Raw genomic sequence first — 25,475 nt, forward strand, 5'->3', positions numbered from 1 at the left:
GCAGTTCAATCCGCCGTCAGGAGAGGCGGCTTCTTGCCCGAAAGCCGGGGCGCGTCCGGTCCGTCGAGCCGCAGATCGATCTTGCCGTCCTTCACGCCCACGCGGACGATGCCGCCCTTGGCGAGCTTGCCGAAAAGCAGTTCCTCCGCCAGCGGCTTCTTGATGTGCTCCTGGATCACGCGGCCAAGCGGGCGTGCGCCCATCTTGTCGTCATAGCCCTTGTCGGCCAGCCACTCGGCGGCGGCGCGGGTCAGCTCGATGGTGACCTTGCGGTCGAGAAGCTGCGCCTCGAGTTGCAGGACGAACTTCTCGACGATCTGGAGGATGACATCCTTGGGCAGGGCGCCGAAGCTGATCACGGCGTCGAGACGGTTGCGGAATTCGGGTGTGAAGGTCCGCTCGATCGCCGCCGTATCCTCGCCCTCGCGACGGTCGCGGCCGAAGCCGATCGCCTCTTTCGCCTGTTCGGCGGCGCCGGCGTTCGACGTCATGATGAGGATGACGTTGCGGAAATCCACGGTGCGCCCGTTGTGGTCGGTCAGTTGCCCGTGGTCCATCACCTGAAGCAGGATGTTGTACACGTCCGGGTGCGCCTTCTCGATCTCGTCGAGCAGGAGGACACAGTGCGGATGCTGATCGACACCGTCGGTCAGAAGACCGCCCTGGTCGAAGCCCACGTAGCCCGGAGGCGCGCCGATAAGCCGCGAAACGGCGTGTTTCTCCATGTATTCCGACATGTCGAAGCGCAGAAGCTCGACCCCGAGCGTATCGGCCAGTTGCTTGGCCACCTCGGTCTTGCCCACGCCGGTGGGACCGGCGAAGAGATAGTTGCCGATGGGCTTCTCGGGTTCGCGCAGGCCGGCCCGCGCGAGCTTGATCGCGGAACTGAGCGCGGTGATCGCGGTATCCTGACCGAAGACCACGCGCTTGAGCGAGGCTTCGAGATCCTTGAGCACTTCCGCGTCGTCCTTCGAGACGTTCTTGGGCGGGATGCGGGCGATCTTGGCCACCACATCCTCGATCTCCTTTGAGCCGATGGACTTGCGCCGTTTGGACGCAGCCAGAAGATGCTGTGCCGCGCCGGCCTCGTCGATGACGTCGATGGCCTTGTCGGGAAGCTTGCGGTCGTTGATGTAGCGCGCGCTCAGTTCGACGGCGGTGCGGATCGCGTCGTTGGTGTATTTGACGGCGTGATGCTCTTCGAAATAAGGCTTGAGGCCCTTGAGGATCTTGACCGTGTCTTCGACGGTCGGCTCGACCACGTCGATTTTCTGGAACCGGCGCGAAAGGGCGCGGTCCTTTTCGAAATGCTGGCGGAACTCCTTGTAGGTGGTGGAGCCCATGCACCGGAGCTTGCCGCCCTGAAGCGCGGGTTTCAGCAGGTTCGACGCGTCCATCGCGCCCCCTGACGTGGCGCCGGCGCCGATCACGGTGTGGATCTCGTCGATGAAGAGCACCGCGTCGGGATGGTTCTCGAGCTCGGTCACAACGGCCTTGAGCCGCTCCTCGAAATCGCCGCGATAGCGGGTCCCCGCCAGCAGCGCGCCCATGTCGAGCGAGTAGATCGTGGTCTTGGACAGGATTTCGGGTGTTTCACCCTGCACGATCTTGTAAGCCAGCCCTTCGGCGATGGCGGTCTTGCCCACGCCGGGATCGCCCACGAGAAGCGGGTTGTTCTTGCGCCGGCGGCAGAGCACCTGGATGCAGCGCTCGACCTCGGAGGCGCGACCGATGAGCGGATCGACGTCGCCCGCGCGAGATTTCTGGTTGAGGTCGACGCAATACTTGGCGAGCGCGCTTTCACCGCTCTCGACCTGCTCGGAACCGCCGGTGGTGGTGCCCGTCGCCTCATCCTCGTCATCCGCGCCGGTGACGGGCCGGGATTCGCCGAAGGCCGGATCCTTGGCCACGCCATGCGCGATGAAATTGACCGCATCATAGCGGGTCATGTCCTGTTCCTGGAGGAAGAAGGCCGCGTTGGATTCCCGTTCGGCGAAGATCGCGACGAGGACGTTGGCGCCCGTCACCTCGGTCCGGCCGGAGGATTGCACATGGATCGCCGCGCGCTGAATCACCCGCTGGAACGCGGCGGTGGGCACGGCCTCGGACCCTTCGATGTCGGTCACGAGGTTCGACAGGTCGTCGTCGATGAAATCGACGAGGGTCCCGCGCAGATCCTCGGTGTCGACATTGCAGGCCTTCATCACCTGCGCGGCGTCCGGTTCGTCCACGAGCGCAAGCAGAAGATGCTCGAGCGTCGCGAACTCGTGGCGCCGCGCGTTGGCGATGGCCAGCGCGGCATGAATTGCCTGTTCAAGCGTGTTCGAGAATGAAGGCACGATGGGTGCTCCTTCCTGATCTGGTAGCGGACGGCGCGTGTCGTGCCGTCAACCTTGGCCTCATAAGTTTAAAGTTTGGTCGATATGGCCGCACCTTCAAGGAATTTCTGCGTTTCCACGATCACTTTTCCCTGCACCGCGTCGATTTTGCGTGCTCCACGCTCAGAAATTGTCCTTGCGGGTGCGGATCTCGGCGAAGGTTTCGGCGTCGCTTGCGCGGCTCATGCCAAGCTCGGATTTGAGAGCCGGATCGGAGGCGCGCAGGAACGGGTTTGTGGCAAGCTCTTCCGACAGAAGAGACGGCACGGTGGGTTGATTGTCGGTGCGGGCGGCATCGACCGCCCTCGCCCGTGATATAAGCGCGGAATTCTTGGGATCAATGGACAGCGCGAAACGGGCATTCGCGGCGGTGTATTCGTGGCCCGAATAGATGCGCGTGTCTTCGGGCAGCGCGGCAAGCTTCGAGAGACTGTGCCACATCTGCTCCATCGTGCCCTCGAACACCCGCCCGCAGCCCAGCGCCATGAGGCTGTCGGCGGTGAAAGCCGCGCGGCTGTCCGGGAAGTGAAAAGCGATATGGCCGACCGTGTGTCCCGAGACGTCGAGAACGTGCCCCGTCTCGCGGCCGATCGTGACCGTGTCGCCCTCGGCCACCGCGATGTCGAGCGGTGGCAGCCGGTGTGCGTCAGCCCGCGCGCCCACGACGGTGGCGGGATGGCGGGCAAGGATGTCGGCAATTCCCTGCACATGGTCGGCATGATGATGCGTGATGAGCACGTGGCTCAACCGCCATCCGCTTTCATCGAGCGCGCGCAGGATGGGCGCCGCCTCGGGGGCATCCACGAGGGCGGTGTCGCCGGTCTCGGGGTCATGCGCGAGATAGGCGTAGTTGTCCGAAAGGCAGGGGATGGTCATAATGTCGAGTGTCATGGCTTTTCCCGTATCTGCGTTGTCGTTATGGTCATCGTGACTGATCCGGGGCAGGGCCGCAATGCATCTCGATGTGCAGGATCTCAGGAATTTCTACTATCGCAGCGCGCTCGGACGGGCGGCGCAGAAGACCTTGCGCGAGCAGATCGCGCGGTTCTGGCCCGAGGCCAAGGGACAGACCGTCGCCGGTTTCGGCTTCGCGGTGCCGTTCCTGCGGCCCTATCTCGCGGAGGCGCGCAGGGTCGTGGGCCTCATGCCCGCGCAGCAGGGGGTGATCGCCTGGCCGCAGGGCATGCCGAACGTGAGCGTTCTGTGCGAAGAGACGTTCTGGCCGCTCGAGACGGGGCGGGTGGACAAGCTCCTGGTGGCCCATGCGCTGGAGGTGAGCGAGCGGCCTGCGGAAGTGGTGCGCGAATGCTGGCGGGTGCTGGGTCCCGGGGGCTCGGCGCTTTTCATGCTGCCCAACCGCGCGGGGCTATGGTCGCGGTCGGACCGGACGCCCTTCGGCTATGGCCGTCCTTACAGCCAGGGCCAGCTCGAGAGCTTCCTGAAGGCCGAGGGGTTCATACCCGAACGACATGTCACCACGCTCTACCAGCCGCCCAGCGAGCGGCGTTTCTGGCGCAAGACGGCGGGGGTGATGGAACGGATGGGCGGGCGGCTCAGCATCCTTGGCGCTGGCGGCGTAGTGATCGTGGAGGCGAGCAAGCGCGTGCAGGCGCCGCGGGGCCCCGGGGTCAAGGCGCCGGCGCGCTCACCGCTCGAGGTGCTTCAGCCGAAACCAAGCGCCAAGCCAGCGGTGTGAGGCGGGTGCCCTGATCGGGGCTGGCGCGGTCCGTGGTGACGCCCGGACCGGTTCCTCAGCCGACAGGTGCCGAGGGGGGTGCGAGAAAGCGGATATGGCTCTCGGCGAGACCGGGTATCGAGCCGAGGTTGATCTGCAGGCTCGGCGCCGCCGGATAGACGAGGGTAAGCGTCGTTTCGCCAGTGCCGGACACGGAAATCTCGGTGTCATCGGGCTCGGGCGCCTCGATTACAAGCAAGTCCTCCGCGGTGTCGAAATCGGTGATGATGACATTCGGAGCCACCAGAAGCCCGTCAGCGCCCACCGCCGTGGCGAGCTGGAATTCATCCGCGCCGCTGCCGCCCGTGAGAGCCGCTGGATCGCCCTCCGTATCTTCGGGCTGTGCCTCGGCGCGCAGAATATCGTTGCCGGGACCGCCATCGGCGGCGGCCGCCCCGCGGATCGTGAGAAAGTCGTCACCGCTGCCACCGTCGAGCGTGGTCCCGCCCGAACCGGTGAGTATGTCGGCACCGCTGCCTCCGAAGCCGCTGGCGCTGTCGCTGAGGTCGAACGTATCGCTGCCGGCGCCTCCATAGCCGATGGCCTCATCGGCAAGCGTAAGGCTGTCGTCTCCATCGCCCGCATAAGCGGTCGCGTTGTCGGAGAGGCCGAAGGAGTCGTCGCCCGCATCCCCCGATGCCGTCGATTGCCCGCGAGCCTCGAACGTGTCGTCGCCATCCCCGCCGAAGGCTTCGGCGGTATCACTGACACCGAAGCGGTCGTTCCCCGCTTCGCCGAAGCCCCTGGCCGAGTGGCGCAGGACGAGCACGTCCTCGCCCTCACCGCCGCGGGTCACGGCATTGCCGTCTGCGATCAGCCGGTCGTCGCCCGCGCGACCGTCGAAGCGCGTCTCGTCGCCGCCCCTGATCGTGTCGTTGCCATCGCCACCGAAGCCGCGCGCCGCGTCGTTCAGGATGAGACTGTCATCGCCGGCATTGCCCGCCACGATGGCGTTTTCACCGCCGGTAAGCGTGTCATTGCCGTACCCGCCCGAGATCGTCGCCTGTCCGCTGGCCTCGAGCATGTCGTCGCCCGCACCGCCATAGGCGTCGGCCGTGTCGGCGGCATCCATCTGATCGTTGCCTCCGCCTCCGAGACCCAAAGCGCTGTTAACCAGGGAGATCGTATCGGCCCCCTCGCCGCCGAGCACGGTGTCCTGACCCTGACCCGAGAGATTATCGTCGCCGTCGGTGCCTTCGATGAGCGCCATGCTGACCTCGCCGTCGCCGGTATCGTCGCCTTCCCCACCGCCATCATCGCCCGCGGCCGGTTTATCGTCATCGCTATCATCGAATGCCTCGAAGGCGGCCGTGCCAAAGAGGAGCGCGAGCGCGCCCAGAACCAGAAATTCCACAATCACATCCCCCAAGGATTACTAGTATCTTGTTGATCGTCGGGGGGTGAGCAAGGTGAGTCAAGGGTCGCACAGCAATAGTTTCGGGTTGCGAAACAATCACTTGGGGTGCCGAGGATTGCGATGGCAGATCAAGAAATTGATGGGGAGCCTTCCGGGCGCGGGGCTCTGGAAGGGATTGGAGCGGGTATGGATGGCGGGCGCGCTCCGACTTGAACTCGGCGAGGACAGCCCGTTCCCGAGATCGTGAGCGCAAGTGCATTTCGAGCGAGAGCAAGATGAATTGATCGTGATAGCGTTAACGCCGAGAGGGTGGCTCGAGGGCAAATCCACGAATCTTGGAGCGCGCGCGCAATTTTTTTGCGTCCGATTGATGTGGCGGTGGCATTGCCGCGATCTAAGCCTTTGAAAAGGCTTGAGAGGTGGGTTTTCGCGATGCAGTCATGGTAGCTTGCCCGCTGGGAAAGGCTCTGCTAGACCCACGCCGGATCATGAACTATGCGGGCCGTCGCGGCCCATCAACGCCCCCGGCGCGGCAATCACCGCGATGCACCGGGGCCAACTGTCGGAAGGGTGGACGTGTCGGAAACAGCTTCGATTTCCTCCGGTATCGCCGAACGCTATGCGACGGCCATTTTCGAACTGGCACAGGAAGGCAAGTCGCTGCCGAAGCTCGAGGCAGGTGTCGATGCGCTTGCCGATGCGCTCGAGGCGAGTGCGGATCTGCGCGAGATGATCGCCTCGCCCGTAATCAGCCGGAGCGAGCAGGGCGCCGCGATGGAAGCGCTGGCCAAGAAGATGAAGCTTCCCGAAGAGCTTTCGAAGGGGCTTGCGCTCATGGCCGAGAAGCGGCGCCTGTTCGCGCTTCCGCAGCTTGTCGCGCAGCTTCGGGCCATGATCGCCGAGGAAAAGGGCGAGGTGACGGCCGACGTGGTGAGCGCGAAAGCTCTGACCAAGACGCAGTCCGAGAAACTTGCCAGCACGCTCAAGTCGACCGTCGGCAAGGACGTGAAGATCAATGTGACCGTCGATGAAAGCCTCATCGGCGGTCTTGTCGTGAAAGTGGGCTCGAAGATGATCGATACCTCGATCCGCTCGCGCCTCGATTCTCTCCAGAATGCAATGAAAGAGGTCGGATAAATGGGTATCCAAGCCGCAGAGATTTCTGCAATCCTGAAGGACCAGATCAAGAATTTCGGCAAGGATGCCGATGTGGCCGAAGTCGGCCGCGTCCTGTCGGTGGGCGACGGGATCGCCCGCGTCCACGGCCTCGACAACGTGCAGGCCGGCGAGCTGGTGGAGTTTCCCGGTGCGGTCATGGGCATGGCGCTCAACCTCGAGGCCGACAACGTGGGTGTCGTGATCTTCGGGTCCGACCGGGACATCAAGGAAGGCGACACCGTCAAGCGCACCAAGTCGATCGTGGACGTGCCGATCGGCGATGCGCTGCTGGGCCGGGTCGTGGACGGCCTGGGCAACCCGCTGGACGGCAAGGGGCCGATCAAGACAAAGGAACGCGGCCTGGCCGACGTGAAGGCACCGGGCATCATCCCGCGCAAGTCCGTGCATGAGCCGATGGCGACCGGCATGAAGGCGATCGACTCGATGATCCCGATCGGGCGTGGCCAGCGCGAGCTCATCATCGGCGACCGCCAGACGGGCAAGACGGCCGTGGCGCTCGACACGATGCTGAACCAGAAGACCTATAACGAGGCGGCGGGCGACGATGAGAGCAAGAAGCTCTACTGCGTTTACGTGGCCGTGGGCCAGAAGCGGTCGACCGTGGCGCAGCTTGTGAAGAAGCTCGAGGAGAACGGCGCGATGGAATATTCCATCGTCGTGGCAGCCACCGCCTCGGACCCGGCGCCGATGCAGTTCCTGGCGCCTTATTCGGCCACTGCGATGGCCGAGCATTTCCGCGATAACGGGCGCCACGCGCTGATCGTTTACGATGACCTGTCGAAACAGGCCGTGGCCTATCGCCAGATGTCGCTTCTTCTGCGCCGCCCGCCGGGCCGCGAAGCCTATCCGGGCGACGTCTTCTACCTCCATTCCCGCCTGCTGGAACGGTCGGCGAAACTCAACGAGGAAAATGGCGGCGGGTCGCTGACGGCGCTGCCGATCATCGAGACCCAGGGCGGCGATGTGTCCGCGTTCATCCCGACCAACGTGATCTCGATCACCGACGGGCAGATCTTCCTCGAGACGGAACTTTTCTACCAGGGTATCCGCCCGGCCGTGAACACCGGTCTCTCGGTCAGCCGCGTGGGATCGTCCGCGCAGACCAACGCGATGAAGTCGGTTGCCGGTCCGGTGAAGCTCAGCCTCGCGCAGTATCGCGAGATGGCGGCCTTCGCGCAGTTCGGCTCGGACCTCGACGCGGCCACGCAGCGGCTGCTGAACCGGGGCGCGCGCCTGACGGAACTGATGAAGCAGCCGCAATATTCGCCGCTGACCAACGCGGAAATCGTCGTGGTGATCTATGCCGGGACGAACGGCTATCTCGACGACCTGGCCGTCGACCAGGTGGGCCGCTTCGAGGAGGGTCTTCTCAATCACATGCGGACCAACAAGAAGGACGTGCTCGACTGGATCACCAATGAGGATCCGAAGATCAAGGGCGACGCGGAAGACAAGCTGAAAGCCGCGATCGACGAGTTCGCCAAAGACTTCTCGTAAGGGAAAGGACCGAGGCACATGCCGAGTCTCAAGGACCTTAAGAACAGGATCGAGTCGGTCAAGTCGACCCGCAAGATCACCAAGGCCATGCAGATGGTGGCCGCCGCGAAACTGCGGCGGGCACAGGAAGCGGCCGAGATGTCGCGCCCCTACACCGAGCGGTTCAATGCTGTGATGGCCAAGCTCGCCGCATCGGTGGGTGACAGCGACACCGCCCCGCGCCTGCTGCGCGGGACGGGCAAGGATGACGTACATCTGCTTGTCGTGATGACGGCCGAGCGGGGCCTCTGCGGAGGGTTCAACGGCAACATCGCCAAGAAGGCCCGCGCCGAGGCGGAGCGCCTTCTGGGCGAAGGCAAGACCGTCAAGATCATCACGGTGGGCAAGAAGGGTCGCGACGCGTTGCGCCGCTACGTGGGCGATCACTTCATCCACCATGTCGACCTGAGCGACGTGAAGAACGTGAGCTATGCGGACGCGCAGGCCATCGCCGCCGATATCCTCGAGCGGTTCGACGCGGGCGAGTTCGACGTGGCGAAGATCTTCTTCGCGCGCTTCGAAAACGTGGTGAGCCAGATTCCCACGATGCAGCAGGTGATCCCCGCGGATGTGCCCGAGGACGCCGAAGTCGAGACCGACAGCGACGTGGTCTATGACTATGAGCCGAACGAGGAGGCGATCCTCGAGCAGCTTCTGCCGCGCGCGGTGGCGACGGCGATCTTCTCGGCGCTGCTGGAAAACGGGGCCTCGGAACAGGGCGCGCGCATGTCCGCGATGGACAACGCGACGCGCAACGCGGGCGAGATGATCGACAAGCTGACGATCGAATACAACCGTTCGCGCCAGGCCGTGATCACCAACGAGCTCATTGAAATCATTTCGGGCGCCGAGGCGCTCTAACGAACCCGGAGACACGAAACATGGCACAAGCAAAAGGCACAATCACGCAGGTGATCGGCGCCGTGGTGGACGTTCAGTTCGGCGACCACCTGCCCGAGATTCTCAACGCGCTGACGACCGACAACAACGGCAAGAAACTCGTGCTCGAGGTGGCGCAGCACCTGGGCGAGAACACCGTGCGGACGATCGCGATGGACTCGACCGAGGGCCTGGTGCGCGGACAGGACGTGACCGATACCGGCGGGCCGATCATGGTGCCCGTGGGCGACGCCACGCTGGGCCGCATCCTCAACGTCGTGGGCGAGCCCGTGGACGAGGGCGCGCCGATCAAGGCCAAGGAATCCCGCGCCATCCACCAGCCCGCCCCGGAGTTCTCCGAGCAGTCGACGGAATCGGAGATCCTCGTCACCGGCATCAAGGTGGTGGACCTGCTGGCGCCTTACGCCAAGGGCGGCAAGATCGGCCTTTTCGGCGGCGCCGGCGTGGGCAAGACGGTTCTCATCATGGAACTGATCAACAACATCGCCAAGGTGCACTCGGGCTATTCCGTGTTTGCCGGCGTGGGCGAGCGGACGCGCGAGGGCAACGACCTCTATCACGAGATGATCGAGTCGGGCGTCATCAAGCCGGACAACCTCGAGGAAAGCCAGGTGGCCCTTGTCTACGGCCAGATGAACGAGCCTCCGGGGGCACGCGCGCGTGTTGCTCTCACGGGTCTCACGCTGGCCGAGCAGTTCCGGGATGCCAGCGGGACCGACGTTCTGTTCTTCGTCGACAACATCTTCCGCTTCACGCAGGCGGGGTCCGAAGTGTCGGCGCTTCTCGGCCGTATCCCCTCGGCCGTGGGTTACCAGCCGACGCTCGCCACTGACATGGGCGCGATGCAGGAACGCATCACCTCGACCAAGGCGGGCTCGATCACCTCGATCCAGGCCGTCTACGTTCCCGCGGACGACCTGACCGACCCGGCGCCTGCCACGACCTTCGCCCACCTTGACGCAACGACGGTTCTCAGCCGTGCGATCTCGGAGTTGGGCATCTACCCGGCCGTGGACCCGCTCGACTCGACCTCGCGCCTGATGGATCCGGCGATCGTGGGCGAGGAGCACTACAAGGTCGCGCGCGACGTGCAGGGCATCCTGCAACGCTACAAGTCGCTGCAAGACATCATCGCGATCCTCGGGATGGACGAACTGAGCGAAGAGGACAAGCTGACGGTGGCGCGCGCCCGGAAAATCCAGCGTTTCCTGTCGCAGCCCTTCGACGTCGCCAAGGTCTTCACCGGGTCCGACGGCGTGCAGGTGCCGCTTGAGGACACGATCTCGTCCTTCAAGGCCGTTGTCGCGGGCGAGTACGACCACCTGCCCGAAGGCGCCTTCTACATGGTGGGCGGCATCGACGAGGTGAAGGCGAAGGCCGAGAAGATGGCCGCGGACGCCGCGTAAGCGAAAGTTGCGGTGGGCAGTGATGCCCACCCTACATCCGGGGTAGGGCGGGCTTCGTGTCCGCCGTGCTCCGAAACGGGAGGCCAAGATGGCTGAAACAGTGCAATTCGACCTTGTCAGTCCCGAGCGGCAACTTCTGTCGGAGGAAGTGCGCGAGATCCGCATCCCCGCGACCGAGGGTGACATGACCGTCATGGCAGGCCACACGCCGGTCATCACGGGGCTTCGTCCCGGTGTGCTCAGGGTGTCGGGCAGCGATGGCGACAAGGATTTCATCGTGACCGGCGGTTTCGCAGAGATCAACGCCGAATCCATTTCGGTGCTGGCCGAGCGGGCAATCCCGCGCGAGGACATGACGCAGGACGACATGAAGAAGCTCGTGGACGAGGCGACCGACAAACTCGCCAAGGCACAGGAAACCTTCAAGAACGAGCCTGGCCCGGTGGACGATGCCGCGAAGCTCCTCGCCGACATGGTGGCGATGGGTGACGAAATCGACATGCCGGTCAGTTCGAAAGCCGCGGCGCCTTAAGACGGCCGCGCGACAGCGAGGATCGAAGGCCCGCCGAATCGAGCGGGCCTTTTTCATGCCTGCGCGTCGCAGCGTTGCATTTACCCTCTTATTATCGCCGCAATTGCGGGTAGAATGGCTCGCGGGAAGAGTGACGGCAGCGATATGAAACGTCTTGAAAACAGGCTGATCGGGATTGATCAGGGCGAACTCGTCTTGTTTTCGGACTACGAGAGCAATGGCGAGATGTGGACAGGTGCGGGCGAGCGAACCCGCCGCCACTCGGTCCGTTTCGCGGAGCGCTACAAGGCGCCGCCCGCCGTCCACGTGGCCCTTTCCATGTGGGACATAGACGCCAACACGAACGCGCGGATGGAGATTTCCGCCGAGAACGTCACCGAGCGCGGTTTCGATTGCGTCTTTCGCACGTGGTCAGACACCCATATCGCCCGCGCCCGCATGCGCTGGATGTCGATCGGCGAACTCGTGCACGAGGATGAGTGGGATCTGTATTGATCTGAGCGGGGCGGTGGGATGCCTACTTACCCGAAATGTCCTTCATAGATCGGGTCGAGCGTTTCGGTTTCGAACAGCGACGACACGGATGTACCGTTCCAGATGTTGAGGATCGCCTGCGCGAAAATGGGTGCCGTGGGCACGATGCGGATATTCGGCGCCGACTTGACCGCGTCGGTGGGCTGAATCGTGTCCGAGATCACCAGCGATTTCATCACCGATTTGCTGACCCGCTCGACCGCCGGGCCGGACATGACGCCATGTGTGATATAAGCGTGGACCTCGGAGGCGCCGTTCTGCATGAGCACTTCGGCGGCCTTGCAGAGCGTTCCGGCGGTGTCGACGATGTCGTCGACGATGATGCATTTCTTGCCGGTCACGTCACCGATCACGGTCATTTCCGCCACTTCGCCCGCTTTCTCCCGCCGCTTGTCGACGATCGAGAGAGGTGCCGCGATCCGCTTGGCCAGTTCGCGCGCGCGCGACACGCCCCCGACGTCGGGCGAGACGACCATCACGTCCTCCATCGCGCCCTTGAACTGGTCCTTCACGTCGAGCGCGAAGACGGGCGAGGCGTAGAGGTTGTCGACGGGTATGTCGAAGAACCCCTGGATCTGGGTCGCGTGGAGGTCCATGGTCAGAACCCGTTCGATCCCCGTGCCGGCGATCATGTTCGCCACGAGCTTGGCGGTGATGGGGGTCCGCGCCTTGGTCCGGCGGTCCTGGCGGGCATAGCCGAAATAGGGGATGACCGCCGTGATCCGTCGCGCCGAGGAGCGCCGGAGCGCGTCGGCGATGATGAGAAGTTCCATCAGGTTGTCGTTAGCGGGGTTCGACGTGGGCTGAAGGATGAACATATCCTCGCCGCGGACGTTTTCGAACACCTCGACGAAGATCTCCTGATCGTTGAACCGCTCGATCCGCGCGTCGACGAGGCCCACCTGAACGCCGCGATGCATCGACATGCGCCGTGCGACGGCCTTGGCCAGCGGCATGTTCGCGTTGCCGGAGATAAGCTTGGGTTCGGGAGTCTGGGGCATGGGGCGTCCTGGCGCGGGCAGTGGATTGACGGATTCGCGGGCGTTGAACCCCGCTTAGCATGGGCTTAGGGTCTGGCAAAGCATCAGCCTGCGGGGAGGCGCGCGAAAATGGCCCATATCGACTGTTTTTTCTCGACGCTGTCACCCTACACCTATCTCGCCGGAGAGCGGATGGAGGCGGTGGCCGAACGGCATGGCGCCTCGGTCACCTACAAGCCCGTCGATTTCATGGCGTTGATGCAGCGCGTTCACGGCAGGGCCAACCGCGAAGTGTCCGCGGCGGTAGCGGCCTATACGGCACAGGATCTCGCACGGATTGCGCGCCGCGAGGGGATGGAAATCACCCTGAAACCGGCGCATTGGCCCACGAATCCAGCGCCCTCGGCCTATGCGATCATCGCCGCGCAGGCGAGTGGTGGGGGTGACGTCGGTGCACTTGCGCGTGCGTTCCTGCGGGCCTGCTGGGCCGAGGAGCGCGACGTGGCCGAGGACGAGGTGGTGCGTGAGTGCCTGGTGCAGGCAGGGTTCGATCCCGCGCTCGCCGACAGTGGCCTGCTGAGCGGGGCGGAGACCTATGCGCGCAACCTGGAGGAAGCAGTGGAACGCGGGGTGATCGGTATTCCATTCTACCTCTGTGACGATGGTGCGGCCTTCTGGGGGCAGGACCGGATCGCCGATCTTGACGCCCATCTCGGTGGGACGATCTGAGCGATGCCGAAGGCGCGGCGGTCGGAGATCGAGACCTATTGGACGACTTTCGGGCAGGGGCCGCGGGCCGCGGTCATGATCCATTGCAGCCTGGCTCATTCCGGCGCGTGGGGGCCGCTGGCCCGGCACCTGTCGGGTGCGCTGACCATGACGGCCTTCGATCTTCCCGGCCACGGGAGGAGCGGCGGGTGGGCGGGCGAGCGCGAGATTCAGGCGGTCACGACCGAGATTGCCGCAAGTTTCTGCGACGGCCCCACCGATCTCATCGGACATTCCTTCGGCGCGACGGTCGCACTTCGCCTTGCCGTCGAGCGGCCGGAATTGGCGCGAAGCCTCACGCTGATCGAGCCGGTCTTCTTCGCGGTCGCGCTCAACAGTCGACCCGAAATGCGCGCGGCATTCGAACGTGAAATGCAAGGCGTGAGCGACGCATTCGAGGCGGGCGACATGCGCGCGGCGGCGCGGGCCTTCACGGAGCTCTGGGGTGCCGGAGGCAAGTGGGAGGACCTCGATGACGACGAGCGGGCGCGCATGGCTGCGCAGATGCCGCTTGTGCAGGCGGCGGAGGACGCGCTCTATCGCGACGCGGGCGCGTTGCTGGAACCGGGCCGTCTCGAGGGCGTGACAGCGCCCGCCCTGCTTCTGGAGGGCAGCCGATCGCCCGAGATCATCCCGGCGATCAACGAGGGCCTGGCCGCGCGCCTGCCGCATGCGCGACGTTCGGTCATCGCGGGCGCGGGCCATATGGGGCCGATCACGCATCCCTCGCAGGTCGCTTCGGAGATACTGCGGTTTCTTGACGAGGTTTAGGATCGTCGAGCAGGACTGGCGCGGAATAGCGCGGCCAGGGCCTCAGCCGTGGGCGATGGCCACGAAGCGGTCTATGCTGTCCTCCGGGATCGACCAATCGCAGACAAGACGCATCGGCAGTGGCTCGTCGTCGTCGCCCTCGAGCCCACCATCGAGCAGGTAATACATCGCGCCGGCGCCGTGCAAACGGCGGTGGGCGGCACGAGGCAGGGCGCCGAAGATGATGTTGGCCTGAGGTTCGAAATGAAACTCCATGCCAGGCACCTCGCGCAAGCCCGCTGCCAGCCTCGCGAGGTTGGCATTGGCACGGCGCGCTGAGGAGAGCCAGAGATCGTCGGTCAGCAGAGCGCTCATCTGGGCGGCGAGGTAGCGGTGCTTGGAAAAGAGATGCGCGCCGCGCTTGCGGCGAAGCTCGAATTCCCACGCTTTCTCGGGGTCGAAGAACACGACCGCCTCGACACCCGGGGCGCCGTTCTTGGTGCCGCCGAAGCTGAGCGCGTCGACGCCCGCCTTCCATGTCATCTCGGCCGGGCTGCATCCGAGCGCCACGAGCGCGTTGGCGAAGCGCGCGCCGTCGAGATGAACCGGCAGGTCGTGCTCGCGGGCCACGCCGGTGAGGTCATGCAGCTCATCGAGCGAATAGATCCGCCCGCGTTCGGTGACGGTGGTGATCGAGACCGGTCCGCGCTGCGGCCCATGCACGCCGCGCGTCTCCTCGTAGCGGATCGCGGCATCGAGCGCCTCTGCCGTCATCTTGTCGTCCTCGCCCACGAGCGTGAGCTTGGCCCCGCCCGTGTAGAATTCGGGGCCGTTGCATTCGTCCTCGTGGATATGACTGAACTTCGACGCGAATATCGTCTGCCAAGGCTGGGCCAGGGTGGCGAGCGCAAGACAGTTTGCCGCCGTGCCGGTCGCCACGAGGTAGACCGCCGCGTCGGGCGCCTCGAGCACGTCGCGCACCTGCGTGCGGACCTTGTCCATCAGCGGCTCGACCCCGTAGGGCAGGGCGTAGCCATCGTTGGCGTCGATGAGCGCCTGCATGACCTCGGGATGTGCGGGGCCCGCGTTGTCGGAAGCGAAATACATCAGGTGGGCTCCTCTATCAGGTGATCTTCCCAGTCGTCGTCATCGACCTCGAATTCGGCCACGGTTCGGTGCTGCATCGATACGCCAGCCTCGTGGACGGTTTCGGGGGTCCCAGAGATGAGCGGATGCCAGTCGTAGAGCGGCTTGCCCTGCCACAGGAGCTTGTAGGCGCAGGTCTCGGGCATCCAGTAGAGATGCGTCTCGAGGTTCCGCGCCGAGAGCGAGATGCATTCCGGCACGAACCGGTGGCGGATGGGGTAGTGCGCGCAGCGGCAGGTGGTGTCGTCGAAAAGGCGGCAGGCGACGCGGGTCAGTGCGACCTCGCCGGTGTCCTCGTCCTCGATCTTGTTCATGCAGCACTTGCCGCAGCCATCGCACAACGCTTCCCACTCGGCGCGGGTCATCCGAGAGAGCGGCTTGCGCTCCCAGTAGCGGGGGGCGAGGCCGGTGCGGTCGATGGGGTCAGTCATGGCCGGGCCAGCACCTCGCGGGCACGGTCGCAATCGGCGTCCATCTGGACGATGAAGGCCTCGAGGCTTTCGAACGTCTCCTCGGGGCGCAGGTAATCGACCAGCGCGACCGAGAGATGGGCGCCGTAGAGATCGCCGGAGAAATCGAAGAGGAAGGTCTCGAGATTGGCGACCTCGCCATTGAACATTGGGCGCACGCCGATGCTGGACGCCCCGAGATAGCGGCCCATATGCGGACCATCGCGGACATCGACCTCGGTCGCGTAGACGCCGAAGCGGGGGGGATGCAGCCCCTCGATCGACATGTTCGCCGTGGGATAGCCCAGCTTTCGGCCGCGCTGTTCGCCGCCGATCACGGGGCCGTCGATGCGGTGCCAGTGACCCAGCATCGCCGCGGCGTCGCGGGGCCGCCCCTCGCTCAGCGCGGTGCGGATCGCGGTGGAGGAGACCTGGCCCAGTTCCCCTTCGAGCAGAGTGGCGATGGTGACACCGAACCCCATCTCCTGCCCGAAGCGCACGAGATCGCCCGCATCGCCCGCGCGACCCTTGCCAAAGCAGAAATCCGCGCCCACCACCACATGTGCAAGACCCAGCCCGTCGCGGATGACCTGCCGGGCGAAATCTTCGGGGGCGAGCGCCGAGAGTGCGGCGTTGAAATTCAGTTCGTAGAGCTTTTCGACCCCCAGCTTCTCGAGCCGGTTGGCGCGGGCCTCGGCGCTCATCAGGCGAAAGGGCGGTGCGTCGGGCGCGAAATACTCGCGAGGATGCGGCTCGAAGGTGAGAACGCCCAGCGGCGCGCCGGTCTTGCAGCCCTCGGCGCGCGCGAGGTCGATCACCGAGCGGTGGCCGAGATGCACGCCGTCGAAGTTGCCGATGGCGACCGAGGCGCCCCGGTCGGCGGGATCCACGTAGGTATAATCGCGCACGATCTTCATGGCCGAGGCGTAGCGCGGGCCGGGGCGGGGTGCAAGGGCGCGGGATCGCGGCTGGGTGCCAAGGGTGCCGGGCGCGTGCCCGGCCCCCGGAGGCACGCGTCAGGTCAGTCGAATTTGCCCGTGGGCGCCAGGACGGTCGCTTCGCCCACCAGCACCTTCTTGCCGTCCACGAGGCAGCGGCAGTCGAGCTGCACACGACGCTTGGCGTAGTCGATGCCGATCACCTCGACCTCGGCGCGGACCATGTCGCCGGGACGGACTGGGGCAAGAAACTTGAGGGTCTGGCCCATGTAGACGGTGCCGTGGCCCGGTAGCTGCTCTCCGATCACGGCGGAGATCAGCCCGGCGGTGAGCATGCCATGCGCGATACGCCCCTCGAAGATCGTGTCCTGCGCGTAATCATCATCGAGATGGACGGGATTCCGGTCGGTCGACACCTGGGCGAACATCTCGATATCCTCGTCGGTCACGACCTTCTGGAGATGGCGCACCATGCCCATCTCGATTTCTTCGATGGTGATGGTTCCGCGCGGCAGGTTGTCCAACATTTCGCCCTCCTCGATCATGGCGGCGCAATTATGGGGCGCTGACGCCCTCCGATGGGCAACTTTATTACTTCGCAAGTGCAGAAAATCAAGGAGAGTCTGCCGATCAGCGCAGTTTTCCGATCATGTAGGTCGGGCTTACCCCTTCGCGGGCGAGGTAAGCCTCCAGCGCCGGCTTGTCGGGATGGTGCGTGGTGCCGGTGTCTTCGGCCGCCAGTCCCCCGGTGATGAAGAGCGAATCGAGATCCTCGCCCTGCGCGCCCAGGATGTCGGTCTGGATCCCGTCGCCGATGGCGAGAATCCGCGAGCGTTCCACGTCCGTCCCGAGCGCGGCGAGGCGGCGGTAGGCGAGATCGTAAATGGGCGGGTGCGGCTTGCCGAAATAGAGGCTTTCGCCTCCCATCTCGGTATAAAGCCGGGCGAGCGCGCCCGCGCACCATTCGCGCGTCTCGCCCCGGTCGACGATGATGTCCGGATTGGCGCAGAGAAGCTTGAGGCCCTTTTGCTTGGCATAGAGAAATTCGGGCCGGTTCACGTCGGGGTCGGCCAGCGGATCGAACGGGCCGCAGCAGACGATGCCCTCGGCCTCCTTCAGCGCGACCCGCTCGATTTCCACCGGGTCGTCGATGAGCCCGAGCGGTTCGAAGAATCCCGCATCACGCTCCCACTCGCCCATGAACCAGACCTTTTGCCCGACCATTCCTCGAAACATGGCCGCGCGTGCCGAATCGCCGGATGTGGCAACGGCGTCATAGGTATCGGCGGGCACGCCGAACTGCGAAAGCTGTGCCTCGACCCCGGCGCGGGGCTTCGGCGAGTTTGTGACGAAAACCACCACGCCGCCCCCTTCGCGATAGGCGCGCATGGCCTCGACCGCCTCGGGGTAGGCCTCGACGCCGTTGTGCATGCATCCCCAGAGGTCGACGAAAAGCGCGTCATATCGCGCGGAAATCTCGGAAAGGTTTTGGACGATCTGGGTCATGAGGACATTAGCCTATGGGCGAAAGCAGGGTGCAACCGGAAAAACTCGTGCGGAACTATCCTCCGCGCACGGTGTCGATCATCAGTTGGACGTTGTCGGGGTCGGCATCGGGCGTGATCCCGTGGCCGAGATTGAAGATATGCGGCCCGTTCGAGAAAGCCTCGACGATCCGGCGCGTCTCGCTTACCAGCGCCTCGCCGCCGGTGACCATGTGCGACGAGGCAAGGTTGCCCTGCACGCAGCCGTCTTTCTGGACATGGGCTGCGGCCCATTTGGGCGTGACGCCATCGTCGAGTGCCACGCAGTCGGCGCCGGTGGCGCGCGCGAAGCCCTCGTAGGCCGCGCCCGCGCCGCGCGGGAAGGCGATGACGGGCGTGTCGGGGTGGCGCGATTTCAGCGCCGCGATGATGCGTTTCGTGGGCCCGACGGCGTAGGCTTCGAAATCCGCAGCGCCCAGCGAACCTGCCCAGCTGTCGAAGAGCTTGACCACTTCGGCGCCCGCCTCGATCTGGGCTGAAAGATATTCGACCGTGGCCTCGGTCAGCAGGTCGATCAGCGCCTCGAACGTGGCGCGGTCCTCGTTCTTGAGCGTGTGGGCCGGACCCTGGTCGGGGGTGCCGCGCCCGGCGATCATATAGGTGGCGACGGTCCAGGGCGCGCCGGCGAAGCCAATCAGCGTCGTGTCAGCGGGCAGCGCGGCCGCGAGGTTGCGCACGGTCTGGTAGATGGGCGCGAGCGTCTCGTGCACTTCGGCGGCGGGGCGCAAAGCGTCGACGCCCGCGCGGTCGGTCACGGTCGAGAGGCGCGGGCCTTCGCCGGTGACGAACCACAGGTCCGCACCGAGCGCCTGCGGCACCAGCAGGATATCGGCGAAGAGGATGGCCGCGTCGAAGCCGAAGCGGCGGATCGGCTGGAGCGTCACCTCGGTCGCGAGCTCGGGGTTGTAGCACAGCGACAGGAAGTCGCCGGCCTCGGCGCGTGTGGCCTTGTATTCGGGCAGGTAACGTCCAGCCTGGCGCATCATCCAGATAGGCGGCACGGGCAGCGTCTCGCCCGCGAGGGCGCGCAGGATGGGTTTGTCGGTCGCCATGGTCGTCTCCTTGCCGGGCCTCGCGCCGTGGTCTCGCCTGCGCGGGATATTGTCAAGGCCTGCACCGCTTGCGTCGTGGGGGCGCGGAGCCTAAAGGAGGGCGCATGACCCAAGATTTGCCCGACCCCACCCATCCTCTCAAGATCGGCACCCGCGGCTCGCCTCTGGCGCTTGCGCAGGCGCACGAGACGCGGCAGCGGTTGATGGCGGCGTGGGACCTGCCCGAGGACGCATTCGAGGTGGTGGTCATCACGACGACCGGGGACCGGATCACCGACCGCCCCCTGAAGGAGATCGGCGGCAAGGGGCTTTTCACCCGCGAGATCGAGCAGGCGATGCTCGTGGGCGAGATCGACATCGCGGTGCATTCGATGAAGGATATGCCGGTGCTGCAGCCCGAGGGCCTCGCGCTCGATTGCTACCTGCCGCGGGAGGATGTGCGGGATGCCTTCGTCTGTCCCACGGGCCGAAGCCTGGCCGACATGGCGGCGGGAACCAAGGTCGGCACTTCGTCGCTCCGGCGGCGGGCGCAGGTGCTCGTGGCGCATCCGCACCTGGAGGTGGTGGAGTTTCGCGGCAACGTGCAGACGCGGCTGAAGAAGCTGGCCGATGGCGTGGCTGCCTGCACCTTCCTCGCGATGGCTGGGCTCAACCGTCTTGGTCGGGCTGACGTGGCGACTCGGCCGCTCGAACCCGAGGAGATGCTGCCCGCCGTGGCGCAGGGCGCGATCGGGATCGAGCGGCGCGCGGAGGACGGGCGCGTGGCCGACCTGCTGGAGCCCATCCATGACGGGCCCACGGCCGGTCAACTGGTGGTCGAACGCGCGTTCCTGGCGGCGCTTGACGGGTCGTGCGAGACGCCGATTGCCGGCCTGGCCCAGGTCGAGGGTGGCACCGTGCGCCTGCGGGGCGAGATCCTGCGCCCCGACGGCAGCGAACGGATCGCGGATGACCGGAGCGTCCCGGCCGAGGATGGCCCCGCAATGGCCCGTGAAATGGCACGCGACATGTTGCAGCAGGCGGGGCCGGGGTTTTTCGACTGGCGGAGCTGACGCGGCTTTCGCACGCCGGGCCCTGCCGTCAGGTTTCCGGCAGCACCTTGCCGGGGTTCAGGATGCCATTGGGATCGAGTGCGTCCTTGATCGCGCGCATCGCGTCGAGCGCTGCGGGATCCTTGAAGCGCGCCATGGAGGCCCGTTTCTCGAGCCCGATGCCGTGTTCGGCCGAGAAGCTTCCGCCAAGTGCGACGACGGCCTCGACCACGTCGCTGTAGATGGCGTCGTGGACGGCCGGGTCGTCGGTGGTCAGCGCACCCGCGAAATGGAGATTGCCGTCACCCAGATGCGCGACCGAAAGATCGCGGGCGCCGGGGTCATGACGCGCAAGGCTGGCGCCGATGGTGTCCAGAAGCTCGGGCATGCTGTCGATCGGCACGGCCACGTCATTGTGCACGAGCGGTTCGTTATGCTTGCAGACCTCCGCCGAAGCCTCGCGCCGGGCCCACATCTCCTGTCGCTGGCTATCGCTCTGGGCGACGACCGCATCGAGGATTTCGCCGGCCTCGAACGCCTCGGCCAGCGCCTCCTCGAGCCGCGCGGCGATGGGCAGCGTACCTCCCGCATCGGGCGTCGCATCGCGCGGGGCGGTGGCGCCGAGTTCGACGAGGATGTTGATGGCGTGCCGTTCGTCGAAAGGCGGGCGGACGTCGGGGTGGAGCGCGAGATAGGCGTCGATATGCGCCGCCGGCATGTATTCGAACGCCTCGACCGCGCGGCTCGTTTCTTCCTGAAGGCGGTTGAGAAGTGCGAGCGCGGCGGGCAGGTCCCGCGCGGCCACGGTCGCCGTCGCGTAGGCGCGCGGCTTGGGAAAGAGGCGCAGGGTTGCGGCTGTGATGATCCCGAGCGTGCCCTCGGCACCGATAAGCAGGTGCTTGAGGTTGTAGCCGGAATTGTCCTTGTGCAATTGGCTCATCAGGTTGACGACGCGGCCCGTGGGCAGCACCGCCTCGATCCCCAGGCAAAGGTCGCGCGTATTGCCGTAACGCAGCACGTTCGACCCGCCCGCGTTGGTCGAGAGCGCGCCGCCGATCATGGCCGAGCCACGCGCGCCGAAGAACAGCGGAAAGATGAGATCATGCGCGTCCGCGGCCTCGTGGATTGACGAGAGGATGGCCCCCGCTTCCACCACGGCGACGCGCGATTGCGGCCTTATCTCGCGGATGGCGCGCATCCGTTCGAGCGAGACGACGAGCGCGCCCTCGGCCGCCGTGCCCCCGGTGAGCCCGGTATTGCCCGACATCGGCACCACGGGCGTGCCCGTCTCGTTGGCGAGGCGCAGGATCGACGCCACCTCGCCGGTAGAACCGGGGCGGAGCGCGGCGAGCGGTCTGCCCTGCGGACGGTCTGCCCAGTCGAGTGCATAACGGCCGATCGCGTCCCCCGAGAGGACATGCGCGTCTCCGACGATGGCGGACAGGCGGTCGAGCAGGGCGGTCATGCCGTCAGGTGACGCGCACGCGAACCGCGTTCGATCGCCGCCGCGTGCAGCCGGTCGATGTCGAGCTCGTAGCGGATCTCCTCGAGCATGCGCAGCTCGGTCTCGGCCAGCGTGCCATCGGCGGCGGCCACGTCGCAGGCGAGCGCATAGGCGGTCTCGAAAAGCCGCTCGGGCAGGTTCTCGCGCACGAGGCCGAAGAGCGTGTCGAGACCGTCCTCCTGCCCGAAGAGGTCGAACACGACCTCGGCCATGCGGCGCATCCGGTTGCTGTCGTAGTCGGCGAAGATGGGCAGGTGGTTGAGCGCCACCTCGATCTTGATCAGTTCGGCGGTGCGGATCGTTTCGTCGGAGGCGGAGACGGCGATCATCACGGCGACGAGGCAATCCTGCGGGCTGAGCGGGTGGGGAATGTCGGGCATGGGGTTCCTTTCGGGCGGGCGCTTTGGCCCCCTTGTCGCGCGCGAGATTATTGACTGTCCACCCCCTCGGCAATAGGAAGCGCAGACCCAAGCGCCCGCGCCATGCAAGGCGGGGCCGAACCGGAGAATTCTCATGTCCGATCTGCGCGATGCCGCGATGCAATCGAAAGCCTGGCCCTTCGAGGAGGCGCGCCGCGTGCTCAAGCGTTACGAGAAGGCACCGCCGGAAAAGGGCTACGTGCTTTTCGAGACGGGCTACGGTCCGAGCGGATTGCCGCATATCGGGACCTTCGGCGAGGTGTTGCGCACGACGATGGTCCGGCGTGCCTTCGAGGCGATCTCGGACATCCCGACGCGGCTTATCTGCTTCTCGGACGACCTCGACGGGATGCGCAAGGTGCCCGGCAACGTGCCCAACCGCGACATGCTGGCCGAGCACCTGCAAAGACCTCTCACCAGCGTGCCGGACCCGTTCGGAACGCATGAGAGCTTCGGACATCACAACAACGCGATGTTGCGGCGGTTCCTCGACACGTTCGGCTTCGACTACGAGTTCATCAGCGCGACCGAGTTCTACAATTCGGGGCAATTCGACGAGGTGCTGCTGCGGGCCGCCGAGCGCTATGACGACATCATGAAGATCATGCTGAAAAGCCTGCGCGACGAGCGCCGGCAGACCTATTCGATCTTCCTGCCGATCCACCCCGAGACGGGCCGCGTCCTTTACGTGCCGATGAAGAACGTGGACGCCGCGAAGGGCGAGATCACCTTCGACGACGAGGAGGGGCGCGAGTGGACGCTGCCGGTGACGGGGGGGCGCGTGAAGCTGCAATGGAAGCCCGATTTCGGCGCGCGCTGGGCCGCGCTGGGCGTCGATTTCGAGATGTACGGCAAGGATCATTCGACCAACACGCCGATCTATGACGGCATCTGCCGCGCGCTGGGCGTTCGTCCGCCGGAGCATTTCACCTACGAGCTCTTCCTCGACGAGCACGGGCAGAAGATCTCGAAATCGTCGGGCAACGGGGTGAGCATCGACGAATGGCTCACCTACGCTGCCACCGAGAGCCTGTCGTATTTCATGTATCAGAAGCCCAAGACGGCGAAGCGGATGCATTTCGACGTGATCCCGAAGGCGGTTGACGAATACCATCAGCAGCTGCGGGCCTATCCCGGGCAGGACGTGAAGGCACAGCTTGCCAACCCGGTGTGGCATATCCACGGCGGCGACGTGCCCGAGAGCAACCTCATCGTGCCCTTCTCGATGCTTCTCAACCTCGCGTCGGTGGCGCAGGCGGAGGACAAGGAGACGCTCTGGGGCTTCATCCAGCGCTATGCGCCCGAGGCGAACCCCGAGGCGAACCCGGACATGGATGCCGCCGCGGGCTATGCGGTGAAGTATTACGAGGACTTCGTTAAGCCTTCGAAAACCTACCGTGCGCCGACCGAAACCGAGCGCGAGGCGCTCGAGGAATTGCGCGACCGGCTTGCCGCCTATGACGGTCCGGTCGAGGACGAGGCGCTGCAATCCGTGGTCTACGACGTGGGCCGTGACCGGTTCGATCCGCTGCGCGACTGGTTCCGCGCGCTATACGAGGTCCTGCTGGGTGCAAGCCAGGGGCCGCGTTTCGGCGGATTCATCGCACTTTACGGGATAAAGGAAACGGTCGAGTTGATCGACCGTGCGCTCGCCGGTAGGCTCGCCTGAAAATCGGTTGAGGTGGATCAAGGCGCAACGGCGTTCTCTCTGCCAAGATTGCCGGAGCGAGCAGAGAGGCAGCCATGAAACCTTTGATTTACAGCGGAATTCTCCTGGCCATCGTCGCGGCCTGCGCGCGCGTGTCGATGCCCGAGCCGCCCGAGGGCCGCGCGCTCTACGTCGAGAATTGCGCGATGTGCCACGGGCCTGCGGGGCAGGGGAACGGCGATTGGGCCGCGATGATCGAGCCCCGGCCCGCGGATCTGACGCGGCTCAACGAGGGCGGGCGGTTCGACCGCGCGCGGGTGCTCAGCATCATCGACGGCTATGACCGGACGGGCCTTCCGGGGCACCAGATGCCTGAATTCGGGGCCCTTCTGCGTGGTGACACGGTGCCTGTCGATGTGGGCGACGGGCGGCTTACGCCGACGCCGCGGCCGCTTGCGGCGCTGCTGGTCTATCTCGAGAGTATCCAGCGGGTCGCGCCCGAGGGTTAACGGCAGATCCCTTCCGTCTCGGCCCCGTCCCAGGGCAGGCGGACATTGCGCGGAATCTTCAACGATTGCAGGGGCATGGCGCCGCCGATGAGTTGGCGCAGGCGATCGGTGCGGGGCGCCCCGGGGTCGAGCGCGGCGCAGCAGACATATTCCTCGACGATGCTGGCCTGCTGTTCGTAGGAGAAGTCGAGGAAGCGGGTTTTCGTCGTCAGGTCAAAGAGATAGGGGTCATCGGCCACGCGGTGTTCGCGCGAGGCGCGAAACGGGGTGTAGCCGGTGATCGAGCGGTTCTGCCATTGCCAGACATGGGTGATCTCGTGGGCGAAGAACATCGCCTCGATGAGGCCCATCTCCTGCGGGTAGCCACGCAGATAATCCTTTAGATAGTAGGGTTTGGCGAAGAAAATGCGGTTGTAGAGAGCCACGGCGGCGGGGGCGACGGTCACGATGTCGGTCTCGGGTTCGGGCAGGATGCGCTCGCGGCAGGCGAGACGGGGCCGTTTCTGGCGCCGGTAGGAGATCGCGTCGACGGGCGCGCCGACGACGAAGCGGACGGCGCTCGTGTCGAGCGTGGGGCCATGTATCTGTTTCGCAAAGGATTTCTCGGCCGGGGTGAGCGGGCGGCCACAGGCGGCCAGGAGCAGGAAGAGGACGAGAACGAGGCGCATGTGGCGACGTTAGCAAGGCTTCCGGCGGGGGGCGAGGGGGATTTGCGGGCGAAAGGTTAATGCAGCGAACCCCACGTCGGTATCCACGTCGGTATCCACGTCGGTATCGCGTCGGTGGAAGGTGAGTCGCGCGATGTGTTGACGCTGCGCGCGGTGGGAGCGGACGGGCGCACGGGGGAGGGGCGTGGAGGCCCGGGGCGGGTGGTTCGGGGTGGAGAGACCGCGCGAGGGTCAGGCCGCGGGATGGCGATCCGAGGGTGATCCGGGGCGCTTCATGGTGGCCGTGTCCGCGGAGCGTTCGAGCGATGCGCAGGTGGCGGCCAATCGGCCAGCGCGTCGCATCCGGGGTGCGCCGCCCATAGTCGGCACGCCTGCGGCGTGACGGGCGGTCTCACTCTCGGCGATAGCAGGCAATCGGCGGTCGGACAGCGGGCGATGGTGCGGCGGCGCAGCGTGCTGCGCCTCGAAGCTGCGCGGGTGGTTTTCGTACCCCACTCTCAATTAGCATACAT

The 25,475-nt window shown here is 65.5% G+C and carries 25 protein-coding genes; 12 read left to right on the top strand and 13 right to left on the bottom strand.

The features are described from left to right. Nucleotides 1-5: 5 nt before the first annotated feature. Both clpA and gloB read right to left on the bottom strand, forming a co-directional pair. On the bottom strand, nt 6-2,339 hold the full coding sequence (clpA, locus tag K1T73_RS04725; protein WP_220602824.1) for an ATP-dependent Clp protease ATP-binding subunit ClpA: 2,334 nt from the start codon (nt 2,337-2,339) through the stop codon (nt 6-8). A 162-nt stretch (nt 2,340-2,501) separates the two neighbouring features. Further along, entirely contained in the window at nt 2,502-3,269 is a 768-nt protein-coding gene (gene gloB, locus K1T73_RS04730) for a hydroxyacylglutathione hydrolase (protein WP_220602825.1), read from the bottom strand. A gap of 61 nt (nt 3,270-3,330) precedes the next feature. Here gloB and K1T73_RS04735 point away from each other — a divergent pair, with 61 nt between their 5' ends. Further along, nucleotides 3,331-4,074 (top strand): class I SAM-dependent methyltransferase, encoded by a 744-nt coding sequence (locus K1T73_RS04735; protein ID WP_220602826.1) that lies wholly within the window; start codon nt 3,331-3,333, stop codon nt 4,072-4,074. A 55-nt stretch (nt 4,075-4,129) separates the two neighbouring features. On the opposite strand, the gene K1T73_RS04740 is transcribed toward K1T73_RS04735, so the two are convergent. Further along, on the bottom strand, nt 4,130-5,467 hold the full coding sequence (locus K1T73_RS04740) for a calcium-binding protein (protein ID WP_220602827.1): 1,338 nt from the start codon (nt 5,465-5,467) through the stop codon (nt 4,130-4,132). Nucleotides 5,468-6,040: 573 nt separating this feature from the next. On the opposite strand from K1T73_RS04740, the gene K1T73_RS04745 reads away from it, so the two are divergent. The 6 genes from K1T73_RS04745 (at nt 6,041) to K1T73_RS04770 (ending at nt 11,518) form a co-directional block, all read left to right on the top strand. Continuing rightward, nucleotides 6,041-6,607 (top strand): F0F1 ATP synthase subunit delta, encoded by a 567-nt coding sequence (locus tag K1T73_RS04745; RefSeq protein WP_220603620.1) that lies wholly within the window; start codon nt 6,041-6,043, stop codon nt 6,605-6,607. Continuing rightward, nucleotides 6,608-8,146: a F0F1 ATP synthase subunit alpha gene (atpA, locus tag K1T73_RS04750; RefSeq protein ID WP_220602828.1), complete on the top strand. Its 1,539-nt coding sequence runs from the start codon at nt 6,608-6,610 to the stop codon at nt 8,144-8,146. It abuts the gene before it with no gap. Nucleotides 8,147-8,164: 18 nt separating this feature from the next. Beyond that, a complete protein-coding gene (locus tag K1T73_RS04755) occupies nt 8,165-9,046 on the top strand; it encodes a F0F1 ATP synthase subunit gamma (RefSeq protein WP_220602829.1) in 882 nt (293 codons plus the stop codon). 20 nt (nt 9,047-9,066) lie between these two features. Next, nucleotides 9,067-10,491, top strand: a complete 1,425-nt coding sequence (gene atpD, locus K1T73_RS04760; RefSeq protein WP_220602830.1) for a F0F1 ATP synthase subunit beta — start codon at nt 9,067-9,069, stop codon at nt 10,489-10,491. A gap of 88 nt (nt 10,492-10,579) precedes the next feature. Beyond that, complete coding sequence (locus K1T73_RS04765) at nt 10,580-11,023, top strand: F0F1 ATP synthase subunit epsilon (RefSeq protein ID WP_220602831.1); 444 nt, start codon at nt 10,580-10,582, stop codon at nt 11,021-11,023. Nucleotides 11,024-11,167: 144 nt separating this feature from the next. Further along, nucleotides 11,168-11,518, top strand: coding sequence for an H-type lectin domain-containing protein (locus K1T73_RS04770; RefSeq protein WP_220602832.1), 351 nt, complete (start codon nt 11,168-11,170; stop codon nt 11,516-11,518). A 26-nt stretch (nt 11,519-11,544) separates the two neighbouring features. Here the strand turns inward: K1T73_RS04770 and K1T73_RS04775 are convergent, their stop codons facing one another. After that, nucleotides 11,545-12,558, bottom strand: coding sequence for a ribose-phosphate pyrophosphokinase (locus K1T73_RS04775; protein ID WP_220602833.1), 1,014 nt, complete (start codon nt 12,556-12,558; stop codon nt 11,545-11,547). A gap of 108 nt (nt 12,559-12,666) precedes the next feature. Here K1T73_RS04775 and K1T73_RS04780 point away from each other — a divergent pair, with 108 nt between their 5' ends. Together K1T73_RS04780 and K1T73_RS04785 are read left to right on the top strand one after the other, a co-directional pair. After that, nucleotides 12,667-13,266, top strand: a complete 600-nt coding sequence (locus K1T73_RS04780; RefSeq protein WP_220602834.1) for a 2-hydroxychromene-2-carboxylate isomerase — start codon at nt 12,667-12,669, stop codon at nt 13,264-13,266. Nucleotides 13,267-13,269: 3 nt separating this feature from the next. Beyond that, entirely contained in the window at nt 13,270-14,076 is an 807-nt protein-coding gene (locus tag K1T73_RS04785) for an alpha/beta fold hydrolase (protein ID WP_220602835.1), read from the top strand. A 42-nt stretch (nt 14,077-14,118) separates the two neighbouring features. On the opposite strand, the gene K1T73_RS04790 is transcribed toward K1T73_RS04785, so the two are convergent. The 6 genes from K1T73_RS04790 to hemE form a co-directional block, all read right to left on the bottom strand. Further along, the gene (locus K1T73_RS04790; RefSeq protein WP_220602836.1) at nt 14,119-15,162 is read right to left on the bottom strand and encodes a low specificity L-threonine aldolase; all 1,044 of its coding nucleotides are present in this window, start codon (nt 15,160-15,162) and stop codon (nt 14,119-14,121) included. Next, on the bottom strand, nt 15,162-15,632 hold the full coding sequence (locus K1T73_RS04795) for a YcgN family cysteine cluster protein (RefSeq protein WP_220602837.1): 471 nt from the start codon (nt 15,630-15,632) through the stop codon (nt 15,162-15,164). The genes K1T73_RS04790 and K1T73_RS04795 overlap by 1 nt, the downstream gene beginning before the upstream one ends. Next, nucleotides 15,629-16,567 carry a bifunctional riboflavin kinase/FAD synthetase gene (locus K1T73_RS04800; RefSeq protein ID WP_220602838.1) on the bottom strand — a complete coding sequence of 313 codons (939 nt, stop codon included), beginning with the start codon at nt 16,565-16,567 and terminating at the stop codon, nt 15,629-15,631. The genes K1T73_RS04795 and K1T73_RS04800 overlap by 4 nt, the downstream gene beginning before the upstream one ends. A gap of 104 nt (nt 16,568-16,671) precedes the next feature. Continuing rightward, complete coding sequence (locus tag K1T73_RS04805) at nt 16,672-17,115, bottom strand: MaoC family dehydratase (RefSeq protein ID WP_220602839.1); 444 nt, start codon at nt 17,113-17,115, stop codon at nt 16,672-16,674. A 103-nt stretch (nt 17,116-17,218) separates the two neighbouring features. After that, entirely contained in the window at nt 17,219-18,094 is an 876-nt protein-coding gene (locus K1T73_RS04810) for a TIGR01459 family HAD-type hydrolase (RefSeq protein ID WP_220602840.1), read from the bottom strand. Between the two features lie 55 nt (nt 18,095-18,149). After that, entirely contained in the window at nt 18,150-19,184 is a 1,035-nt protein-coding gene (gene hemE, locus K1T73_RS04815) for a uroporphyrinogen decarboxylase (protein WP_220602841.1), read from the bottom strand. A gap of 104 nt (nt 19,185-19,288) precedes the next feature. Between hemE and hemC the strand changes: the two genes are divergently transcribed. After that, on the top strand, nt 19,289-20,236 hold the full coding sequence (hemC, locus tag K1T73_RS04820; protein WP_220602842.1) for a hydroxymethylbilane synthase: 948 nt from the start codon (nt 19,289-19,291) through the stop codon (nt 20,234-20,236). A 28-nt stretch (nt 20,237-20,264) separates the two neighbouring features. Here hemC and K1T73_RS04825 read toward each other — a convergent pair whose 3' ends face one another. Next, nucleotides 20,265-21,680 carry an FAD-binding oxidoreductase gene (locus K1T73_RS04825; protein ID WP_220602843.1) on the bottom strand — a complete coding sequence of 472 codons (1,416 nt, stop codon included), beginning with the start codon at nt 21,678-21,680 and terminating at the stop codon, nt 20,265-20,267. Beyond that, nucleotides 21,677-22,099, bottom strand: coding sequence for a tellurite resistance TerB family protein (locus tag K1T73_RS04830; RefSeq protein WP_220602844.1), 423 nt, complete (start codon nt 22,097-22,099; stop codon nt 21,677-21,679). Before K1T73_RS04830 ends, K1T73_RS04825 begins: the two co-directional genes overlap by 4 nt. A 133-nt stretch (nt 22,100-22,232) precedes the next feature. On the opposite strand from K1T73_RS04830, the gene K1T73_RS04835 reads away from it, so the two are divergent. Together K1T73_RS04835 and K1T73_RS04840 are read left to right on the top strand one after the other, a co-directional pair. After that, a complete protein-coding gene (locus K1T73_RS04835) occupies nt 22,233-23,807 on the top strand; it encodes a lysine--tRNA ligase (RefSeq protein ID WP_220602845.1) in 1,575 nt (524 codons plus the stop codon). A 74-nt stretch (nt 23,808-23,881) separates the two neighbouring features. Continuing rightward, a complete protein-coding gene (locus K1T73_RS04840; protein WP_220602846.1) occupies nt 23,882-24,295 on the top strand; it encodes a c-type cytochrome in 414 nt (137 codons plus the stop codon). On the opposite strand, the gene K1T73_RS04845 is transcribed toward K1T73_RS04840, so the two are convergent. Further along, nucleotides 24,292-24,963 carry a hypothetical protein gene (locus tag K1T73_RS04845; protein ID WP_220602847.1) on the bottom strand — a complete coding sequence of 224 codons (672 nt, stop codon included), beginning with the start codon at nt 24,961-24,963 and terminating at the stop codon, nt 24,292-24,294. The genes K1T73_RS04840 and K1T73_RS04845 overlap by 4 nt on opposite strands. Nucleotides 24,964-25,475: the final 512 nt, after the last annotated feature.

The organism is Roseovarius sp. SCSIO 43702, from assembly GCF_019599045.1.
GTDB lineage: Bacteria > Pseudomonadota > Alphaproteobacteria > Rhodobacterales > Rhodobacteraceae > Roseovarius.

Bases quoted from the DNA above. Each gene is read 5' to 3' on its own strand.
- K1T73_RS04775 (WP_220602833.1), bottom strand. From the start codon at position 12,558: ATGCCCCAGACTCCCGAACCCAAGCTTATCTCCGGCAACGCGAACATG.
- K1T73_RS04845 (WP_220602847.1), bottom strand. From the start codon at position 24,963: ATGCGCCTCGTTCTCGTCCTCTTCCTGCTCCTGGCCGCCTGTGGCCGC.
- atpD (WP_220602830.1), top strand. From the start codon at position 9,067: ATGGCACAAGCAAAAGGCACAATCACGCAGGTGATCGGCGCCGTGGTG.
- K1T73_RS04805 (WP_220602839.1), bottom strand. From the start codon at position 17,115: ATGTTGGACAACCTGCCGCGCGGAACCATCACCATCGAAGAAATCGAG.
- K1T73_RS04795 (WP_220602837.1), bottom strand. From the start codon at position 15,632: ATGACTGACCCCATCGACCGCACCGGCCTCGCCCCCCGCTACTGGGAG.
- K1T73_RS04840 (WP_220602846.1), top strand. From the start codon at position 23,882: ATGAAACCTTTGATTTACAGCGGAATTCTCCTGGCCATCGTCGCGGCC.
- K1T73_RS04770 (WP_220602832.1), top strand. From the start codon at position 11,168: ATGAAACGTCTTGAAAACAGGCTGATCGGGATTGATCAGGGCGAACTC.
- gloB (WP_220602825.1), bottom strand. From the start codon at position 3,269: ATGACACTCGACATTATGACCATCCCCTGCCTTTCGGACAACTACGCC.
- K1T73_RS04835 (WP_220602845.1), top strand. From the start codon at position 22,233: ATGTCCGATCTGCGCGATGCCGCGATGCAATCGAAAGCCTGGCCCTTC.
- hemC (WP_220602842.1), top strand. From the start codon at position 19,289: ATGACCCAAGATTTGCCCGACCCCACCCATCCTCTCAAGATCGGCACC.
- K1T73_RS04800 (WP_220602838.1), bottom strand. From the start codon at position 16,567: ATGAAGATCGTGCGCGATTATACCTACGTGGATCCCGCCGACCGGGGC.
- K1T73_RS04825 (WP_220602843.1), bottom strand. From the start codon at position 21,680: ATGACCGCCCTGCTCGACCGCCTGTCCGCCATCGTCGGAGACGCGCAT.
- K1T73_RS04755 (WP_220602829.1), top strand. From the start codon at position 8,165: ATGCCGAGTCTCAAGGACCTTAAGAACAGGATCGAGTCGGTCAAGTCG.
- K1T73_RS04790 (WP_220602836.1), bottom strand. From the start codon at position 15,162: ATGTATTTCGCTTCCGACAACGCGGGCCCCGCACATCCCGAGGTCATG.
- K1T73_RS04735 (WP_220602826.1), top strand. From the start codon at position 3,331: ATGCATCTCGATGTGCAGGATCTCAGGAATTTCTACTATCGCAGCGCG.
- atpA (WP_220602828.1), top strand. From the start codon at position 6,608: ATGGGTATCCAAGCCGCAGAGATTTCTGCAATCCTGAAGGACCAGATC.
- hemE (WP_220602841.1), bottom strand. From the start codon at position 19,184: ATGGCGACCGACAAACCCATCCTGCGCGCCCTCGCGGGCGAGACGCTG.
- K1T73_RS04765 (WP_220602831.1), top strand. From the start codon at position 10,580: ATGGCTGAAACAGTGCAATTCGACCTTGTCAGTCCCGAGCGGCAACTT.
- K1T73_RS04780 (WP_220602834.1), top strand. From the start codon at position 12,667: ATGGCCCATATCGACTGTTTTTTCTCGACGCTGTCACCCTACACCTAT.
- K1T73_RS04810 (WP_220602840.1), bottom strand. From the start codon at position 18,094: ATGACCCAGATCGTCCAAAACCTTTCCGAGATTTCCGCGCGATATGAC.
- K1T73_RS04785 (WP_220602835.1), top strand. From the start codon at position 13,270: ATGCCGAAGGCGCGGCGGTCGGAGATCGAGACCTATTGGACGACTTTC.
- K1T73_RS04830 (WP_220602844.1), bottom strand. From the start codon at position 22,099: ATGCCCGACATTCCCCACCCGCTCAGCCCGCAGGATTGCCTCGTCGCC.